15 protein-coding genes are annotated in these 19,152 nt (G+C 70.1%); 12 read left to right on the top strand and 3 right to left on the bottom strand.

Annotated elements, in window-relative coordinates; genetic code table 11:
- Together ACLJPX_RS03415 and ACLJPX_RS03410 are read left to right on the top strand one after the other, a co-directional pair.
- Positions 1-1,434, top strand: a complete 1,434-nt coding sequence (locus ACLJPX_RS03415; RefSeq protein WP_410598672.1) for an aldehyde dehydrogenase family protein — start codon at positions 1-3, stop codon at positions 1,432-1,434.
- Entirely contained in the window at positions 1,431-2,102 is a 672-nt protein-coding gene (locus ACLJPX_RS03410) for a GntR family transcriptional regulator (protein WP_410598671.1), read from the top strand. Before ACLJPX_RS03415 ends, ACLJPX_RS03410 begins: the two co-directional genes overlap by 4 nt.
- On the opposite strand, the gene ACLJPX_RS03405 is transcribed toward ACLJPX_RS03410, so the two are convergent.
- Positions 2,099-2,992 (bottom strand): helix-turn-helix domain-containing protein, encoded by an 894-nt coding sequence (locus tag ACLJPX_RS03405; RefSeq protein ID WP_410598670.1) that lies wholly within the window; start codon positions 2,990-2,992, stop codon positions 2,099-2,101. The genes ACLJPX_RS03410 and ACLJPX_RS03405 overlap by 4 nt on opposite strands.
- Positions 2,993-3,238: 246 nt before the next feature.
- Between ACLJPX_RS03405 and ACLJPX_RS03400 the strand changes: the two genes are divergently transcribed.
- The 3 genes from ACLJPX_RS03400 (at position 3,239) to ACLJPX_RS03390 (ending at position 8,299) form a co-directional block, all read left to right on the top strand.
- Positions 3,239-5,449: an RCC1 domain-containing protein gene (locus ACLJPX_RS03400; protein ID WP_410598669.1), complete on the top strand. Its 2,211-nt coding sequence runs from the start codon at positions 3,239-3,241 to the stop codon at positions 5,447-5,449.
- Between the two features lie 107 nt (positions 5,450-5,556).
- Positions 5,557-6,942: an alpha/beta fold hydrolase gene (locus ACLJPX_RS03395; protein ID WP_410598668.1), complete on the top strand. Its 1,386-nt coding sequence runs from the start codon at positions 5,557-5,559 to the stop codon at positions 6,940-6,942.
- A gap of 478 nt (positions 6,943-7,420) precedes the next feature.
- Entirely contained in the window at positions 7,421-8,299 is an 879-nt protein-coding gene (locus tag ACLJPX_RS03390) for a DUF2268 domain-containing protein (protein ID WP_410598667.1), read from the top strand.
- On the opposite strand, the gene ACLJPX_RS03385 is transcribed toward ACLJPX_RS03390, so the two are convergent.
- Together ACLJPX_RS03385 and ACLJPX_RS03380 are read right to left on the bottom strand one after the other, a co-directional pair.
- Positions 8,296-9,927: a choice-of-anchor A family protein gene (locus ACLJPX_RS03385; protein ID WP_410598666.1), complete on the bottom strand. Its 1,632-nt coding sequence runs from the start codon at positions 9,925-9,927 to the stop codon at positions 8,296-8,298. The two genes, ACLJPX_RS03390 and ACLJPX_RS03385, sit on opposite strands and share 4 nt — an antisense overlap.
- 148 nt (positions 9,928-10,075) lie before the next feature.
- A complete protein-coding gene (locus ACLJPX_RS03380) occupies positions 10,076-10,975 on the bottom strand; it encodes an XRE family transcriptional regulator (protein WP_410598665.1) in 900 nt (299 codons plus the stop codon).
- 190 nt (positions 10,976-11,165) lie between these two features.
- On the opposite strand from ACLJPX_RS03380, the gene ACLJPX_RS03375 reads away from it, so the two are divergent.
- The 7 genes from ACLJPX_RS03375 to ACLJPX_RS03345 all read left to right on the top strand — a co-directional run bounded on the left by ACLJPX_RS03375 (position 11,166) and on the right by ACLJPX_RS03345 (position 19,105).
- On the top strand, positions 11,166-13,295 hold the full coding sequence (locus ACLJPX_RS03375; protein WP_410598664.1) for a metallophosphoesterase: 2,130 nt from the start codon (positions 11,166-11,168) through the stop codon (positions 13,293-13,295).
- A gap of 16 nt (positions 13,296-13,311) precedes the next feature.
- Positions 13,312-14,526: an MFS transporter gene (locus ACLJPX_RS03370; protein WP_410598663.1), complete on the top strand. Its 1,215-nt coding sequence runs from the start codon at positions 13,312-13,314 to the stop codon at positions 14,524-14,526.
- A complete protein-coding gene (locus ACLJPX_RS03365) occupies positions 14,523-15,422 on the top strand; it encodes a TolB family protein (protein ID WP_410598662.1) in 900 nt (299 codons plus the stop codon). Before ACLJPX_RS03370 ends, ACLJPX_RS03365 begins: the two co-directional genes overlap by 4 nt.
- Positions 15,423-15,447: 25 nt before the next feature.
- Complete coding sequence (locus ACLJPX_RS03360; protein ID WP_410598661.1) at positions 15,448-16,551, top strand: sensor histidine kinase; 1,104 nt, start codon at positions 15,448-15,450, stop codon at positions 16,549-16,551.
- Complete coding sequence (locus ACLJPX_RS03355; protein ID WP_410598660.1) at positions 16,544-17,614, top strand: histidine kinase; 1,071 nt, start codon at positions 16,544-16,546, stop codon at positions 17,612-17,614. The genes ACLJPX_RS03360 and ACLJPX_RS03355 overlap by 8 nt, the downstream gene beginning before the upstream one ends.
- A complete protein-coding gene (locus tag ACLJPX_RS03350) occupies positions 17,593-18,249 on the top strand; it encodes a response regulator (RefSeq protein WP_410598659.1) in 657 nt (218 codons plus the stop codon). Before ACLJPX_RS03355 ends, ACLJPX_RS03350 begins: the two co-directional genes overlap by 22 nt.
- A gap of 232 nt (positions 18,250-18,481) precedes the next feature.
- Entirely contained in the window at positions 18,482-19,105 is a 624-nt protein-coding gene (locus ACLJPX_RS03345; RefSeq protein WP_410598658.1) for a hypothetical protein, read from the top strand.
- The last annotated feature ends 47 nt before the right edge of the window (positions 19,106-19,152 follow it).

Below are 19,152 nucleotides of genomic sequence, written 5' to 3'. Positions count from 1 at the left end.
ATGGCCACACGCCTGTTCATCGACGGACAGTGGACCGCCGCCGGAGGCGGATCCCTGCCGACGTACGATCCGGCCACCGGCCAGGTGATCGAGGACGTCGGCACCGCGTCGGCCGCCGACGTCGACGCCGCCGTCGGTGCCGCCCGCAACGCATTGGACGACCCCGCCTGGGCGGGGCTGCTGCCCGTCCAGCGAGCCGCGCTGCTGTTCAAGCTGGCGGCGCTGGTCGACACGCACCACGAAGAGCTGGCCGCGCTCGAAACGCGCGACCAGGGCCAGCCGATCGGCATCTCCCGCCAGGTCAGCGTCACCGGCGCGGCCGAGCACCTGCGGTACTTCGCGGGCTGGGTGACCAAGATCCAGGGCACCACCAACCCGGTGTCCTTCCCGGACACCCTGCACTACACCCGCCGCGAGCCGGTCGGGGTCAACGCGCTGATCACGCCGTGGAACTTCCCGCTGATGATCCTGGTGTGGAAGCTGGCGCCCGCGCTGGCCACCGGCAACACCGTGGTGATCAAGCCCAGCGAGGTCACGCCGCTGACCAGCATCCGGCTGGTGGAACTGGTGGACGAGGCCGGGTTCCCGCCGGGCGTGGTCAACCTGGTCACCGGCGACGGCGCGGTGGGCGCGCTCCTGAGCAGGCACGACGACGTCGACCATCTGTCCTACACCGGGTCGACGGCGGTCGGGAAGCTGATCACGGCGGCCAGCGCGGAGTCGAACCTCAAGCGGCTCACCCTCGAACTCGGCGGGAAGGCGCCCAGCATCATCGCGGGCGACGCCGACATCGACGCCGCCGTCGCGGGCAACCTCGCGGGCGCGACGCTGAACAGCGGTCAGGTCTGTGCCGCGTACACCCGGTTCTTCGTGGACCGCAAACGCGAGCAGGAGTTCGTCGCGAAACTGGCCGCCGGGCTCGAGGGCCTCAAGCTGGGGCCGGGTCTCGACGAGTCCACCCAGCTCGGGCCCCTGGTGTCCGCGAAGCACCGCGAGCACGTGGACTTCCTCGTCTCGACCGGCCGTGAGCAGGGCGCGGAGCTGGTCACCGGCGGCCAGGCCGTCGACCGCGAAGGCTACTTCTACTCGCCGACGCTCTTCGCCGATGTCGCCGACGACATGACGATCATGCGCGAAGAGATCTTCGGCCCGGTCCTCGCCGTCACCGCCTACGACGATCAGGACGAACTCCTGGCGCGCGCGAACGACACCGAGTACGGGCTCGCGGCCACCGTGTGGACCCGCGACCTCGGCGTCGCGCACCGGTTCGCCAACGGCATCCGGGCGGGTGCCGTCTTCGTCAACATGCCGCCGATCCCCGACATGGCCGCGCCGTGGGGCGGGTACAAGGCGTCCGGCTGGGGGCGTGAGATGGGGCCGTGGGCGATCGACGCGTACACGGAGATCAAATCCGTCTGGCTGCACTACTCGTGACCGCAGGCGACGCGGTGAACTCGACCGCGATGAGCAAGTCGCAGATCGCCTATCACTGGATCAAGGCGCGGATCGACGACGGCACCTTCTCCCCCGGCTACCGCCTCGTGTTCGGGCAGATCGCGCAGGAACTCGGGGTCAGCACCGTGCCCGTGCGCGAGGCGGTCCGGCGGCTGGAGGCCGAAGGGCTGGTGACCTACGAGCACAACATCGGCGCGCAGGTCGCGATGGCCGACGAGAGCGACTACCAGCACACCATGCAGACGCTCGCGCTGGTCGAGGGCTACGCCGCCGCCTTGGCCGCGCCGTCCTTGCCCGGCAAGGCGCTCGACGAGGCCAAGGGGATCAACGCCGAACTCACCGCCTGCCTCGACAACTTCGAGCCGTCACGGTTCACCGCGCTGAACCGCGACTTCCACCGCGTCCTGTTCGGCACCTGCCCCAATCCCCAGGTGCTCGACCTGGTCAACCGCGGCTGGAACCGGCTGGCCGGGCTGCGCACCTCGACGTTCAGTTTCGTGCCCGGCCGCGCGCACGAATCCGTGCAGGAGCACCAGAAGATCCTCGACCTGTTCGACCGGAGCGCGCCGGCCGGGGAGATCGAACTGGCCGTGCGCGAGCACCGGCTGACCACGTTGGAGACGTTCATGGCCTGGCGGCATCCCTAGGACGGCACGGTCTCCGGCGGCGGGAAAGCGTAGAAGCGCACGGAAATCTCCTTCTCGCCCGCCGCCGGACGCCGCCGCCGGTGGCAGTACCGGTTGATCAGCTCGCGGTATTCCGCGTCCAGTTCGCGGAACTCCTCTTCGGTCAGCCGCGCCGAGGTCCGCTGAGCCGTCGACCACGGGCCGAACTCGTCGCGGTGCTCGGCGGCCCAGGACAGCAGCGCGACCTCGTTCGCGTACTTCGCGTCGAGGAACGCGGTGACCCGCTCCCGGTCGGCGCCTTCGTAGTCGTCCGGCTTCGGCTCGCGCAGGTCCTGCGGGATCGCGATCCAGTTCCCTTTCCGGTCACGGCGCACGAAGCCGTTGTCCTGTAACGTATTCAGGCATTCCGCGACGTCGGCTCGCTCGAGGCCCGTCCTGCGCGCCACCTCGTCGGTGCCGGCGGGAAGCTCGCGGGTCACCTGCTGGTATCGCGGGTCCTCCCGCATCGCGATGTCGCTCAACGTCACCGATCGTCGCGGCATCGCCTCGCTCAGCAGCCGTCGCGCGGCGAGGGCCAGCACCACGGCGACGGGGATCTCGACGAAGACGGCGAGGGCGACACTGGCCCACCGCTCGGCCGACGTCCAGCCGAGCATGACGTCGAACCACGCGTCGCAGCACAGCATCGCGGCCGTCGCCGAAAGCAGCGGCACGGCCGCCCGGCGGCGGCGCAAGCCCAGCCAGGCCCCGGCGGCGAAGCAGAGCAAGAGGGCGACGTCGAATCCGACCCAGGCCGCGCGCCACTGGCCGGTGTCGTACCGGTCGGGCAGCGTGTGGGCGAGGTAGACGGTCCAGGGCACGAGGCAGACCGCCGTGCCGGCGAGGAGGGCCAGCAGCATGCGTCGGATCATGATCATGAGGTTAGGGGCGGGCGTCTTCGGGGACATCCGGGCTTTTCCCGGGTCCGGTCTCAGGGTCGCCCGATAGCCCGAACGGCCGCTACCGGGGCGGACCAGCGCGAAGGTAGATTCCGTGAGTCCGATTTGGGCTCTACTGGGGGAAACATGAGACCTGCACTGGATTCTTCACGTCCACAAGCGACTTTCAGATCCCGGTTGGCGGCTTTGACCGCCGGGATCCTCACACTTTCTTCGGTCGTGACGGGCTTCGCCGCCGAGGCGGCACCCGCCACGGCTCTCACCTCTCCGGCATCGAGCTTCGTCGCCGTGCAGCCGACCCGGTTCCTGGACACCGTCCGCGGTGTCGGGGTCCCGGTCGGTCCGGTCGGCGCGGGGACCACGGTCACCGGAAGCGCCGCGGGTTTGGCGCCCGAAGGCACCACCGCGGTCGTGCTGAACCTGTGGGCGGAAAGCCCGACGGCCGACTCCGCGGTCACGGTCTTCCCGCACGGCACGGCGCGACCGAGTCTGCCGAGCTTGTTGTTGCAGAACGGAAAGCGGCGGTCCAATCAGGTCACCGTGCAGGTCGGCGCCGATCGGATGCTGGACTTCCACAACGCGTCCGGGTCGACCCATCTGATCGCGAGCATCATGGGCTACTACACGACCGTCCCGGGTTCGCGGTACACGCCGGTGGGCGCGTCCCGGCTGCCGGTCTACTCGATCGGTCCCAACGCGACGACCCGGCTGAACTTGACCGGTCATGTCCCGGCGACGGCCACCGCGGTCACGTTCAGCGCGACCTTGTCCCAGCCGACCGTGGCCACGTACCTCACCGCCTCCCCCGCCGCCACCCCTCGGCCGACCATGGCGAGCGTCGCCGCGTACCCGGGCGGTCAGGGCTCGAACCTGATCACGGTCAAGATCGGCGCCAACCGCTCGATCGACCTGTACAACCTGGCGGGCACCGTGAACACGGACCTGAACGTGGTGGGCTTCTACGCCGCCGACTACGGCGCTCTCTTCACTCCGGTGGCACCGGAACGGGTCCTCGACGGCCGCACGGGGCTGGGCACGTGGGACGGTCAGCCCAAGAAGATCGGGCCGAACACCGACATCGCCTATCGCCTGCGGTCACCGCTCCCGTCGAACACGCTCGCCTTGGCGCTGAACCTCACCGGTCACTCCGCCACCGCGGACACCGCCATCACCGCCTGGGATCTCTGGACGACCCGCGAGCCGCCGGCCAGCGTGCACCTGGGACCCGGTCAGACGATCTCGGTGGCGGTCGCCCCCGTGGTCACCGCGATCACGCCGTCGCCCAGCGCGCCGTCCGAGATCATGCGCTCCGTCTATGTCCACAACCGCAACGGTTCCGTCGACGTGACCGCCGATCTCTCCGGCTACTTCACCCTTCCTCCCGCCGACTGCCAGTCCGGCTGTGTGTCGGCCTGGGGCCCGCACGCCTGGGAGCAAGGAACCACGGCTATCACGGACGCGAAGCCGTTCACTGGCTTGAGTGACGTCGTCGCCCTCGCCGGTTCGTCCGAGAACGGCGTCGCCCTGCGCGCGGACGGAACCGTGAAGGCCTGGGGCGGCAACTCGACCGGCCAGCTCGGCAACGGGTGGTGGGCGACCGTCGGCTCGGGTTCGGCGGCACCCGTCCCGGTGGTGGGGCTCACCTCCGTCAAGGCGATCGGGAGGGGTGGCTCGCGGGGCTACGCGGTGAAGACCGACGGGACCGTCTGGCAGTGGGGTCAGGACGTCAACGCCCCGGTGCAGGTCGCCGGGCTGACCGGGGGTGCCGCCCTCGCGACCGGGTGGGGAACCGCCTACGTGCTCAAGACCGACGGCACCGTGTGGGCGTGGGGCGACAACACCAACGGCGAACTGGGGAACGGCTCCACCGTGGCGCGGTCCGACACCCCGGTGCGGGTTTCGGGACTGACCGGGATCAAGTCGATCGGCGCAGGCACCGCCAATGGCTACGCGGTCAAGGCCGATGGCACGCTCGTGGCCTGGGGTTACAACTCCGGCGGTCAGCTCGGCAACGGTGTCGCCTGCACCACCCCGTCGGGCTGTGTCTCCCGCACGCCGGTGCCGGTGACCGGTTTGACGGGGGTCACCTCCGTGACCGACGGCATGGCGCTCCGCGAGGACGGCACCGTCTACGCGTGGGGCTCCAACCTGCGCGGCGCACTCGGCAACGGGCTGGACTGCGAGTCCGGTACCGGTCCGGACTGCACGTCCACGGTGCCGGTGCGGGTCGGCGACATCACCGACGCCAAAGCCATCGGGAACCGCTACGCCGTTCGCGCGGACGGCACCGTTCTCGGCTGGGGTGACAACCAGGCGTTCAGGCTGGGCGCCACCGCGCAGAACTATCCCTACTACACCACGGTGCCCGTCCGAATTCCCGGTTTGAGCGGCGTCAAGGCCATCACGGACGGCCTCGCCCTGCGGCAGTAGACGGCACACCCGCCGGTCCGGCTTTGCCCGGGCCGGCGGGTGCCCCGACCGGAGCAACTTCGGCGAAACCCCGGACGGCCCCGGTCGCGGCTGGTCAGAATCGGTCCATGCGATCGAAAACGCTCGTCCTCGCCGCGATCGTCGCACTGTCGGCCGGTCTCGCCGGACCGGCCACCGCCTCGGCCTCCGGGCCGCGGCTGGAGGATTCCCGGGCCTGCCCGCACGACGCGCGATTCACCTGTTCGACGTTGACCGTGCCGCTCGACCATCGCGGCCGCACACCCGGCACGCTGAAACTCCAGGTCGCCACCGCGAACAACACGAACGCGCCCAAGGGGGTGCTGCTGTTCCTCACCGGCGGCCCCGGACAGCCCGGCGTTCCCTTCAGCACGAGGGTGTCCGACCGGATGCCGGAGGTGTTCAGGGACCACCGGCTGGTGATGATCGACCAGCGCGGCACCGGCGGGAACGCCCTCGACTGCCCGGAACTGCAGGCCCAGGTCGGCAGCTCGGACATCGAACCGCCGACCCGCGCGGCCGTCGACGGCTGTGCCGCCGTGCTCGGCACCAAGGCCCGGTTCTACGGCAGCGACTCGACGATCGCCGACCTCGATCTGCTCCGCCGGGCCCTGGGCGCGCGGAAAATGGTGGTGGACGGGGTCTCCTACGGTTCGCTGACCGCGGCGCGGTACGCCGTCGCGCATCCGCGCAACGTTGCGAAGGTGATCCTCGATTCGGTACTCCCCCACCACGCGACGGTCGACCAGTCGCTGTACCTCCAGGGGCTGAAGGCGACCGCGCGGGTGCTGCGCAGCGCGTGCGCCAAGCCGCCCGCGTGCGGATCCGATCCGGCCGAGGACCTCGCGTGGCTCGTCCGGAACCGGGACACCGCGGCCGGTGTCGCGCTGTTCGACATGATCGTCACCTACGAATTCGTCGATCCGAGCTATCGGGACCCCTCGGTGATGGGGACCGACCTGATCACCGCGCTGCGCACCGCGCGTGGTGGCGACACCGCGAAACTCGACTCGCTGCTGCGGAACCTCGCCTCCGGCGGCGACCCGCTCGCCTCCTTCAGCTCCGGACTGCACGCGGCGACGCTGTGCGCCGACATGCGGTTCCCCTGGGGCGACGCCGGAACGCCGGGCTTCGTCCGCGAGCCGCTGCTGAAACTGGCCGAGAAACGCTTGAGCGCGCGGGAAACGTGGCCGTTCAGCCCGGCCGTCGCGACCGGACAGGGATTCATCCAGACCTGCCTGCCTTGGCCAGTCGAGCCGCCGAGCTCGAACCCGGGCGGGCGACTCCCGGACGTCCCGGTGCTGCTGCTCAACGGCGACCACGACCTGTCCACACCGATGGAGTGGGCGTACGAGGAGGCGAAGGTCGCGCCGCGCGGGAAGGTCGTGATCGTCGAGGGAGCGGCGCATTCGATCCAGAACCGCGAGCCGGGCGACGCGGGGCGGAAGGCCGTGGCGGAGTTCCTCGCCGGGTAAGCCGTGCTCGGTCTCGTGAGTGGTAAGGACGGTTCTGGTGGACCGGTATTTGCCTACCCACTGGATCCTGATGTCATCTCGGTGGCTCGGTCTTGATCAACGGAGGATCGGGGACGTTGAGTGTCCCCGATCCTCCGTCGATCAAGTACCAAGACCGGAGCGACCCCCCGACGATGAAGGAATCGGGACACTCAACGTCCCAAATCCTTCATCGTCAACGCCCGGCACACGCGTGAGCGCCACCCCAGCCGAGTGTGGAGGATTCAGGACGTTGAACGTCCCAAATCCTCCACGCTCGAACCTGACATGGTGAGATTCCGGTGTCATCGAACTCCGAGACCGGACCGACCCCCTCGACTACCGCACCACACCTTCGCCCTGGTCACGCGTAGGTAGGCAAATACCGGTCGGTTCTAACCGTCCTTACCACTCACGAGGACTTGAGTCTCCACCCACTGGAGCCTTTAGCGTCTCCCTCATGACGATCAAGGTTCTTGACACCTACCCGGCGATGCGCGGGATCCTGCGCGCGCCTCAGGCGGACCGCGCCGAGCTGCTCAAGGCGATGGTCGAACCCGCCGCCGGGATGTACCGCTACTTCCCCGGCGACGTCGATCTCGTCGCGATGCACGCGATGAGCTCCGGCTTCCCGCTCGACCGTGACGAAGAGCGCTGCCTGGAGGCCCTCGAAGCCCTGCACGAGGCCGACGCCTGGAACCGTATCCGGCGGGCGCTCGACGACGCCGTCACCGCGCAGGTCGCGGCGACGCCGGGACTCGCGGTACCGGACATCACCGTCCTCACCGTTCTGGGTGACCCCGGCGACGCGCACTTCATGGGACCGAACCTGGGGATGTCGGCGAACGGCAGTATGTCCGGCTACATCTACCTCAACTTCTGGCCGTATCCGGAGAACCTGGCGCGGCTGGAGGCCACGGCGGTCCACGAGCTGAACCATAACCTCCGCTACAGCCCCGGCGGGGTGATCTGGGATCCGGCGACGGTCACCGTCGGCGAGCAGATCGTGTCCGAGGGGCTGGCCGACGCGTTCGCCCGTCAGTTGTACGGCGACGAACTCGGCTACGCCCGCATCGGCGTGCCGCATCTGCACGACGACGCGGTGTTCGCGAAGGTCGTCTCCGGACTGGAGATCACCGGTATGCAGAACTTCGTGGCCTGGGTGCACGGCGACGAGAGCGCCGCCCGCTACGGCGGCACGCCTGTCGGGCTGCCGACCGGTGCCGGCTACGCGGTCGGCAACCGTCTCGTCGACGCTTACCTGGCCGCGACGGGGCGCACCGCCGCGGAGGCCCTGCTGGCGGACCGCCGCGACATCATCGACACCGCGCTCGCCTAGGACTCGCGGCGCCTCGACCGGAGGGTGATCGCCACCAGCGCGCCACCGAGCAGCAGCAGGAACAGGCCGGGAACCAGCAGGCCACGGATCTCGCTGCCGGTCGAGGCCAGCGGGCCGCTGTCGGACGGCCCGCCGCCCGGAGTGGTCGCTCCCGGCTGCCCGGGTGTGGTGCTCGCCGTGACGCCGGGTCCCGGCGTGGTGCTCGACGTACTGCTGCTGGTGGTCGGCGACGTGCTGCTGGACGAGCTCGACGACGGCGTGTTGCTCGATGACGAGCTGCTGGAACTCGTCGGGCTCGACGACGTGGCGCTGCTGCTCGAACTGGTCGGGCTCGACGAGGTCGTGCTGCTGCTTGACGTGGTGGTGGTACTCGTCGGGCTCGACGAAGTGGTCGAGGACGAAGTCGTCGAAGACGAGGACGTCGTGGTCGAGGACGAGGTGGTGGTGGTCGACGACGAAGTGGTGGTCGAGCTGCTGCTCGTCGGCGAGCTGCTGGTCGTGGTCGGGCTCGTGGAGCTCGACGAGGACGAAGAAGACGACGACGTGGACGTCGAGCTGCTCGGCGTCGTGGTCGGCGTGGTGCCACAGTCGGGCAGGTCGCCGTCGAACGGGTAGGCGTGGAACTCCTGCCCGCCACCGCCGGTGGCCTCGGAAGAGTGCACCAGCGTGCCCGTGGTGAAGAACCGGCCGTTCATCCCGGACGCAGTGACCGTCGCGGTGCTTCCCGGATCGCCGATCAGCACGCTTCCCTGGAACTGGGCGCCACCGGCGATCTTCACCTTGGTGGCGTCCGGGAAGTTCCACAGCAGGCGTTCCCGGAGCTTGTTGATCGGGTCCGTGTCGCCCGGGTCACCGGTGAAGGTGTTGATCGTCCGGGCCGCCCCCACCATGTTGACCAGGATCGTCGCCCCGGCCGGGATGCCTTCGAACTCGATGCCCTGCATACCGCCGTTGGCCGCGGTCACGTCGAAGTCCACGGTGAACACCTGCAACGCGGATTTCCCGTCCCCGGTGAACAGGGTGCGGTATCCCTCGTTGCGCGCCGTGCCCGTGGCAGGCCGCGGCGTGGTGCCTTCACGTGCGTAGCACTGGCTCGCCACCCGAAGATCCTCGCGCAGGCCGACATAGGGCTTCGCCGCGTCCGCATCCTTGGTGAGCGTTCCGTCCACCGTCCCGGTGACGGTCCCCGCGTGCCGGACGACACCGTCGTCGGCGACCAGCCGTTGCGACGAGGCGACACTCACGTTCCCGCCGGTGGTCAGGAAGTCCGCGCCGTCGGAGGGTGGGACCCGCGAGCCGACCCCGGCGATGCCGACGTTGTAGATGGCGGACACGCCCGCACGTTTCGCCATGTCGAAATTGCCGAGGACGACGACTCGGCCTTCGGCTTCCGCCGCCGCTTCGCGTACCTGGAATTCGCCGCCGACGAAGACGTTGATGCCGTTGTCACGGCCCGCGTAGTCCTGATTGTTCACCGGCGGGTACTTGCCGGGGCAGGCGGAACCGACGCACGGTCCCAGTCCGCCCGGCAACGGGGCGGCGACCGCGCCGTCGGTGACCACGAGGGCCGCCACGCACACCGCGGCGGCGGCACCGGCAGAAATCGAGGCGAACCGCCTTGCACGCATGGGGCGATTCTTGTGCCCTCCGGCCGGATGAACACAATCGAAATCCGGAAATACCCCCGACCGGGCGAGGCGGGTAACCCGACCCATTCGTGTTATCCGGACGACTGAATTGCTGGTGAAACGCCGAATCCGGCGGTTGACGACGCGGTCAGGTCCAGCTCCACCGGATTCCGTACTGGCCAGGGAGCGGATCGAGCGTGATGAACTGGAAAGTGCCGGTTTCCCGGTCGAAGGAAGCTTCACTGCGTTCTTCCGGCGGAGAAGCGGTGCGCGGCTGGAAGAACGCGGTGCAGTGCCGGGGCAGGCACGCCGGATCGAAGGAGATCTGCAGGACCATGTCCCTGGCGGGCCGGTAGATGGCCATCTGGGCGTGCTCTCCGTTCTGTCCCGGCGGGAACCGGACGCCGAACTCCACGACGGCCAGCTCCCCCGCGGCCAGTGTCCGGTCCAGCGCGAATTCGAACGCGCAGGTGGACGACGGCACGTCCGCGCGGAACCGCGCCGGACTGCAGCCCTCGGTGAACAGCACCACCGGCTCCCTGGTGAGACTGGAACACCGGATCACGAAGAGAAAGCGGGACGTCCCGTCGTGATCGGCGCGGACCAGCCGCCGCACCCGCATCGACTCCTCGTGCCCGGATTCGTCGACACGGAACGACACGTACTGCGAGAGCCGGTGCGGGGTATCGAGTTCCTCCGGCGTCGCGTCCACTTTGGCCAGTGCGCGCGCGATCGTCTCGGGACGGCGCCACACCTGGTCGTAAGCCACCATGCGATGGTTCGACCTGCCGCGCGGTCTTCGCGGTCCCAACAGTCCGGTGAGCGTTTCCGGCCGCTGACCGAGAATGGTTTCCAGCGCGGTGACGGCGGCGAGCGAACTCGCCCGTTCGGGCCGGTTCTCCCCGTTCTGCCAGTAACTGAGCGCGCTGATGCTGACCGGCGTCTCCCTGGCTCGCAGACGACGGCTGATCTCGTTGAGACTCAGCCCGCTGCGCTCGATGGCGGTGCGCAGCGCTGGTCCGAATTCCGCCGGAACGGTGCTCGTCATGAAAGCGCAGAGTACCGCCCGGAACGCCCGACTTTCGTCGGGTGAACCGGGCCCCGTTCAGAGTTGTCCAGCGTATCGAACGGCTTTTCGTTGACGGGGAACCGGCCGTGATTAGGGTCGGAAGAATCCCGGATTTCCCTGCCCCGTTCCCGAATTTCTCATCCCCCTGCCTAGCCGGAAGAGGATTCTCATGCGCTCAGCGACACGACAGCGACGATGGCACCGCCGGACGCTCGCCATCGCGACCTCCGCACTGGCGGCCGGCGCCTTCCTGGTCGCCGCACAGTCTTCGGCGGGCGGAGCCGCGCCCGCCGTACCCGAAGTGGCCGATCAGGTTCCGCAACTGACCGAGGCGGGCGTCACCGGCGGCCCCGCGTCGGTGACCGGTGGCACGTCTTCGCAAGCCTCCTCCGCTCGCTCCGTCTGCGCTCCCGGCGCGCAGTGGCTCCGCGTCCGGTTCACCGAGCTTGCGTTACGCGGCAACGACTCCGTGACACTCACCGGCAGCGGCTCCGGCTCGTTCACGCTCACCGCGCGGAACTGGCCGGGCAAGGCGTTCCACACCCGTGCCTTCGAGGGCGACTGCGTGCGGGTCTCGGCGGCGCTGGCCGACCCCGCCAGCCGGTTCGCCATCGACTCCTACCAGGCGGGTGACCGGGCGCTCGCCGCGGCGACCTCGACCGTCGCCGCGGTCGGCGACGTGTGCGGCGCCTCGTGCAACCAGACGGCGCCGCTGGTGAAGAACATGAACCCGCAGGCGCTGATCCTGGCCGGGGACAACGCCTACAGCTCGGGCACGCTGTCCGAGTACAACAGCAACTACCACCCCTACTACGGACAGTTCAGGTCCATCACCTACCCGACGCCGGGCAACCACGAGTACAACACCTCCGGCGCGGCGGGCTACTTCGACTACTTCGGCAAGCAGGCGGGCGAACGTGGTAAGGGTTATTACAGCTTCGACGTCGGTGACTGGCATTTCGTCGCGCTCAACTCCAACATCACCCGCACGGCGGGTTCGGCGCAGGTGACCTGGCTGAAGAACGACCTCGCGGCGAGCACCAAACCGTGCACGGCGGCGTTCTTCCACCATCCGCGGTTCAGCCGCGGCACCCACGGTGACGACACGTCGGTGACACCGTTCTTCCAGACGCTCTACGACGCGAAGGCGGATCTGGTCGTCGTCGGCCACGACCACAACTACCAGCGGTTCGCGCAGTCGCGGCCCGACGGGAAACGTGACGACGTCAACGGCGTCCGCCAGCTGCTCATCGGCACCGGCGGCCGGGGTTACTACTCCTTCGACCAGTCGTCGGCCGCCGAGCAGGAAGTGGGTAACACCAACACCTTCGGCGTGAGCAAGCTGACGCTGACCGCGACCGGCTACCGCAGCGACTTCGTGCCGGTGTCGGGCCGCACCTTCACCGATTCCACGACCGGCACATGCAAGAAGGCCGCCTCCTCCCCCGCCTTCTCCGTCGGCACCAGCCCCTCGTCGGTGTCGGTGAAACCGGGCGGGACCGCGTCGGTGTCGGTGACCGTCGCCAGCACCGGCGGCTTCACCTCCGCGACCGCGCTTTCGGTGTCGGGCCTGCCCTCGGGAGTGACCGGGACGATCTCGCCGTCGTCGGTCACCCCTCCGGCCAACGGCACCGCGACCGCGACGCTGACCTTGACCGCCTCGGCCGGGGCGACCGGTTCGGCAACCGCCACGGTCACCGGATCCTCAGGTTCGGTCAGCCAGACCGCGACCGTGGCGGTCAGTGTGGGCTCCGGTGGTGGTGAAGCGTTCTCCGACGACTTCGAGACCGACAAGGGCTGGCGGGTCGACGCGGCCGGTTCGGACACCGCCACCTCGGGCAAATGGGAACGCGGTGATCCCGAGGAGACCACCTCGACCTACAGCGACCAGGTCAAGCAGCGCGGTGACACGACCAGTGGCGCGAACTGCCTGGTCACCGGGCGGCTGGCCGGATCGGAGTACGGGGCCAACGACCTCGACGGCGGCGCCTCGTCGATGACTTCGCCGTCGTTCACCGTGCCCTCGGGCGGGAAGCTGACCTTCTCCTACACCTTCGCGCACGGCGACAACGCGACGTCGGCCGACTACCTGCGGATCCGCGTCCTCGACGGCACCACGCCGACGACGGTCTTCGAGAAACTCGGCTCCGCGACCGAGGTCGCCGGAGCCTGGCAGACCGCCGCCGCCGACCTGTCGTCGTTCGCCGGACGGAGTGTCCGCCTGCTGGTCGAAGCCGCGGACGCGAGCACGGCGTCGCTGTGGGAATCAGCGGTCGACGACCTCCGCGTCACCGCGTAGCGCGGGAAGGCCGGACATGTACGTCTCCAGCGTCCGCTCTACCGGTCCAGCCCTGCCCGGCGGCCGTGCGAAGCACGCCGTGCCCGCCACCGTGGTCGGTCTGGGCGTGGTCAGCCTGATCACGGACATGTCCGCCGAGATGGTCACCGCCGTGCTCCCTCTCTATCTCGTCTACGGGCTCGGCGTCGGCTACCTGCAACTGGGCGCGATCGACGGGCTCTACACGGGCGCGACGGCGTTGTTACGGCTGGCGGGCGGCTACTTCGCCGACCGCCTCGGCCGCCCGAAGGCCGTCGCCCTGGTGGGCTACGGCCTCTCGGCGGCGACCAAACTCGCGTTCCCTGCCGCGGGGTCCTCGCTTGGCGCGATCGGCCTGGTGATCGGTGCCGATCGCGCCGGCAAGGGCATCCGCACCGCGCCGCGGGACGCGATGATCACCCTCGCCACCCCCGACGGCGGGCTGGGCCGCGCGTTCGGCGTCCACCGCGCGATGGACACCGCGGGCGCGCTGCTCGGGCCGATCATCGCGTTCGGCCTGCTGACCGTCCTCGTCGGCGACTACCCGGCGGTGTTCGGGGTGAGCTTCTGCCTCGCCGTGATCGCGGTGCTCGTGCTGGCGGTGTTCGTCCGTGCTCCCGCCGGGGCGGTCGAGCGGTCGCGGGTACGGCTGCGGGCGGGTTTCGCCCTTCTGCGACAGCCCGGCCTGCGCGGAACGTGCCTGGCCGCGGCCGCGCTCGGTGTCTGCACGGTCGGCGACATGTTCCTCTTCGTCGGCGTGCAGCAGTCCGCCGGGCTGCCGCCGGGGGCGCTTCCCTTGCTGCCGCTGGCGACGGCGCTGACGTTCATGGCGCTGGCGTCGCCGATCGGGCGACTCGCCGACCGGGTCGGCCGGTGGAAGGTGTTCCTCGCAGGTCACGTCGTGCTGCTCGCCGCGTACGTCGTCTTGGCGGCTTCGGCCGTCGGATGGGCCGTCGCGGCCGTCGTCCTGGCGGCACACGGCGTGTTCTACGCGTGCACGGACGGCGTCCTCATGGCGCACGCGTCGCCGCTGGTGCCGGAGTCGTTGCGCGCCACCGGCCTGGCCTTCGTCCAAACAGGACAGTCGCTGGCCAGGGCGGCGGGCGCGGTGGTGTTCGGCGCGCTCGCGGCCGGGACGGCGTTGCGGCCCGCGTTCGCACTCTTCGCCGTCGTGCTGCTGGTGTCGGTGCTGGCCGGAACGAGGGTGAAATGAGACGGACCTGGGCAGGAATCGCCGCGGTCGTGATCACGGTGGCGGCAGGGGCGGTCTTCGTCGGCTCTCGCACCGGCGGCGCGGTGGCGGAACAGCAGCTCGACCTGGCCCGCGGCGGGTTGCTGTCCGTGGACGAGTCGGGCCGGGTCCGGCAGGACGACCGTGTCGGGCCGTCCTGTCAGCGCGTGGACGTCGCGGCGGGGACGCTGGCGTGCCTGCGCGCGACGGCGGTGCCCGACCAGGCCGAGCTGGTCGTCACGAAACCGGGCGCCGGACCGCGGACGATCTCCGAATGGGGACTGCCGTCGCGGGTCCGGGTCTCACCCTCCGGGCGGCTGGTGGGCTGGACGGTGTTCCGTTCCGGTGATTCCTATCTGGGCGGAGCGGGCACGTTCTCCACCACCGCCGGGATCTTCGATCTGGAGACCGGTAGCCACTACGGCTCCCTTGAGGACTTCGCGCTCACGGTGGACGGAAAGCCGTACCCGGCCGAGGATCTGAACTACTGGGGAGTGACCTTCGCCCGGGACGACCGGACGTTCTACGCCACCGTCAGATCGGCGGGCGGCACCTGGCTGGTGCGGGGTGACCTCCGCGGCCGCACGCTGACCGCGCTGCGGCGCAACGTCGAATGCCCGTCGCTCTCGCCGGACGGCACGCGCGTCGCCTACAAGTTCCGTGAAGGCGATCGCTGGCGGCTGCACGTGCTTTCCCTCGCCGACGGCCTTGACGTCCCGCTCGCCGACCCCGCGCATCTCGACGACCAGCCACAGTGGCTGGACGATCGGACCGTCGCCTACGGCCGCGACAAGGCGATCCACGCGGTGCCCGCCGACGGGACCGGCGCGCCCGTCGTCGTCCGGCCCGCCGCCTCCTCCCCCGCGGTGGTGCGGTGACCCTTTGCCTGCTTGACTGCTGCCCGTGCCGTCAGATCGTGAGACCTCCGTAGAAGCGGAGTTCTTGACGGTGGTCGGCCGGTTCGCCGGCCCGGCCCGGGGCGCCGGGCTGCTGGTGATCAGCGTTTTCGGCGTGCTCGCGACACCGACGGGCGCGCTCCCGCTCGGCTTCGGCCTGCTCGCGCTCGCGCTGGTCACCGCCGTGGCCGAGCATCTGGCGGGCAAGACGGGCCGGGGCAGACCGGTGGCGTTCGCGCTGACCTTGGTGCGCGCCGCGGCGATCTGCGGAACCCAGTTCGTGACCGCGCCCGAGGCGGGCGAGGTGAACCAGTGGGCACTCAACGTCCTCACCGTCACCGCGATCACCCTGCAGTGGGAATGGCCGCCGAAGATCACCGTGCCCGCCGTCGCCTGCCTGCTCGCGATCGAGGTGGTGCCGCTCGGCTTCGAGGACGGTCTCTCGGTGGTGCTGCGAGTGCTGCTCGAAGCCACGCTCGCGCGGGGCGCCTTCCTCCTGCTGTCCCGCACGACGCGCCGGATCGACCATCTCCGCGCTCGCAGGGCCCGGCTGGCGCGTGAGGAATCCCTTGCCGTGGAACGACGACGTCAGGAACGGGAGTATCTGGCCGTCCTGCACGACACGGCGGCGGCCACCTTTCTCACCGTGGCCCAGCGCGGGGAGACCGCGGGGCCTGCCGAGGTCGCCGGGTACGCCCGCCGGGATCTCGCGATCCTGACCGGCGAATCCGGTCGCGGCGGCGAGGTCGACCTCGAGACCTCGTTGCGCGGCGTGCTCGCGCACAGCCCGGTGAAGGTCGAGTCGCACTGGGCGCCGGTCCCGCCGATACCCGCGGCGGCCGCGCTCGCGCTGGTCCGGGCCGTGCGGGAGGCGCTGGTGAACGTCGAAAGGCACGCGGGCGTCGGCGAGGCCCGGCTGACGGTCGACGCCGGTGTGCGCGTGACGGTCCGGGACGAGGGCCGCGGTTTCGATCCGTCGCGGACCCCGGCGCACCGGCGAGGTGTCCGGGGCTCGCTCGTCGAGCGCATGGCCGCGGCGGGCGGCCGGGCCGACGTGACTTCCGCGCCCGGGGCCGGAACCACGGTGGAACTGGTGTGGCCCGATGGGTGAGACGGCGGACCGGGTCCTCGGCGGCTGCCGGATCGCGCTGCTGATCGTGACCGCGGTGATCCAGGTCGGCCTCAGCCTGCCCTTGGTGAGCGGCACCGCGAGCGGATCCGCCTTCGCGGCGCTGGGGGCGGTGCTGGTGGTCGCGGCGTTCTGGGTACTGCGCGGCCGGGCGGTCCCCTGGCCCGTGGCGGTGCCGATGGCCGTGGTGGTGCTGACGGCCTCGGCAGTCGCGACCTGGGCGATGCCGCCCGGCGAACTGTTCGGCGAGCGGCACTGGGTCTTCGGCCTGGCCGGCTGGCATCTGCTGGTCCTGCTGCTGGATCGTCCGGTGGCCGCCGTCGTCGCCCTCGGCGCGCAACTCGCGCTCACCCTCGCCCGGCTCGTGGCCTCCGCGCCCACCGACCGGTTCGAGATCGGCGGGGTCGTGATCGTCGGGCTCAGCGTGATCACCTTCCAGGTCGCGACGCTGGCGCTGGTCCGGGTCGTCAACCGGCGGGCGGGCGAAGCCACGGAGGCCTTGCTCGAACGGGACCGGCTGGCCCACCGCAAGGCGCTCGCCGAACAGCAGGAAGCCGACCAGAAGAGCCGGTTCGCCGGTCAGCTCGGCGCCACGCTGCCGCTACTGGCCGGACTGGCCGACCGCACTTTGGACCCGCGTGACGAAGTGGTCCGGCAACGGTGCGCGCTCGCCGCCACACAGCTGCGGCGGCTGTTCGCGGAGAACGACGACGTGCCCGACCCGCTGATGCACGAGGTGTCGGCGTGCGTCGATCTCGCCGAGCGGCGGGGCCTGACGGTGACGGTGGCGGTCAGCGGCGAACCGGCGCCCGTGCCGACGGCGGTCCGGCGCGAACTGACCGGCCCGCTGATGACCGCGCTCGTCGCCGCCCGGTCGCAGGCGCGGGTCAGCGTGCTCCGCACCGGCGACGAAATCCGGGTCGCGGCGATCACGGACGGTGAACCGGACGCGCGACCGAACGGATCGGGCGCCGTCGACGTCGAATGGCACGCACTGGGAGAACGATCGTGGATGGAGGCGAAATGGCGTTCGCGACCGAACTGACCGCGGTGGTCGTCGACGATCATCCGGCCGTGCGGGCCGGGGTCGTGCACTGGCTGTCCTCGGGCACCCCGCCGGTCACCGTCGTGGCCGAGGGCGAGGACGTGCGGGCCGCCTGGATCGGCGAAGGCGCGCAGGCCGACGTCGTCATCCTCGACCTGCACCTGAACAGCACCACCCCGGCGATGGGCGATCTGCGCCGGCTCACCGAGGCGGGCCGCCGCGTCGTTGTCTATTCGATGCGGGCGGACGACGAGACCGTCCTGCAGTGCCTCGAACTCGGCGCGCTCAGCTACCTCACCAAGGCCGAGGGCGCCGAGCATCTCCTCGAAGCCGTGCGCGCGGCGGCCGCCGACCGGTCGTACACGCCGCCGTCGCTGGCGGGCGCGCTCGCCGGGGACCGCTCGGAGCGGCGTCCCGCCCTCTCGGCGCGGGAAACGGAAGTGCTCATCGAGTGGTTCCAGTCCGAGTCGAAGGACTTCGTCGCGCACCGGCTGGGGATCTCGCCGAACACGGTCAACTCGCATCTCGAACGGATCCGGGTCAAGTACGCCCAGATCGGCAGGGACGCCCCGACCAAGGCCGCGCTCGTCGCCCGGGCGATCCAGGACGGGCTGATCGGCGTGAGCGATTTGTGATCGCTTGTGGTGTGAACGGGCCACACCGGCGGGCGACCTCGACGATTACGGTGCGTGGCGGGTGCAAGGACGACCCGGTCAGCTGGACGAAGTGACCACCGCTGGGCTGATCAGCGCAACCGATTCGTGATCGTTTGTGGTGCTAACGGCCCACACCGCACTGCTCCCGTGTCGATTACGGTGCGTGGCGAGCACGCCTGAGCCGAATTCGGCGAGAAGTCCGAGGAGATCCATGAAGTCCCACCGCATCGCCCTGTTCGCCACCGGCTGCGCCGCCGTGCTGCTGCTTTCCGCGTGCGGCGGCAAAGAGGAATCGGGCAACGCGAGCCCCGCCCCTTCGTCCGCTCCGACGTCGGCTCCCGCGTCCTCGCCCGCGACCAGCGGCACCGTCCCGGTCTCGAACGCGGACGCCACCGCGCCCGGCAGCGAGCTCAAGGTCGGCGACCGCGCCGTCGTCCCGTTCAAGTACGGCACCGACAAGACCGGCACCATCGCGATCACCGTCAAGTCGATCGAACTGGGCGCGAAGGAAGACCTCGCCGCCTACGGCGAGAAGGCCAAGGGCATGACGCCGGTGTACATCCGGATGTCGGTGGAGAACGTCGGCGGCACCGACCTCACCTACAGCACGGTGCGGCTGCGCGCGGTGGGCCCGGACGACAAGGGCACCGGCGTGATCATCACCGGCGAGACCCCGAAGTGCCAGTCCGAAACCGCGAAGAAGGACTTCAAGGCCGCCGGCGCGACCTACGAGACGTGCGAGCTCCAGGCCATCCGCGACGGCGGCGAGGTCGGCGGCGCGACCTACACCGACAGCGACGGCTACAAGGACAAGCCGGTCATCTGGAAGAAGTAGGGAACATCTCTCCGTGAAGGCCCCCTTCATTGCGTCCAGCGCAGTGA

The organism is Amycolatopsis sp. lyj-90, assembly GCF_046549035.1.
GTDB lineage: Bacteria > Actinomycetota > Actinomycetes > Mycobacteriales > Pseudonocardiaceae > Amycolatopsis.
The sequence above is the reverse complement of the archived record's forward strand: the minus strand, read 5'-3'. Positions and strand labels throughout refer to the sequence as shown.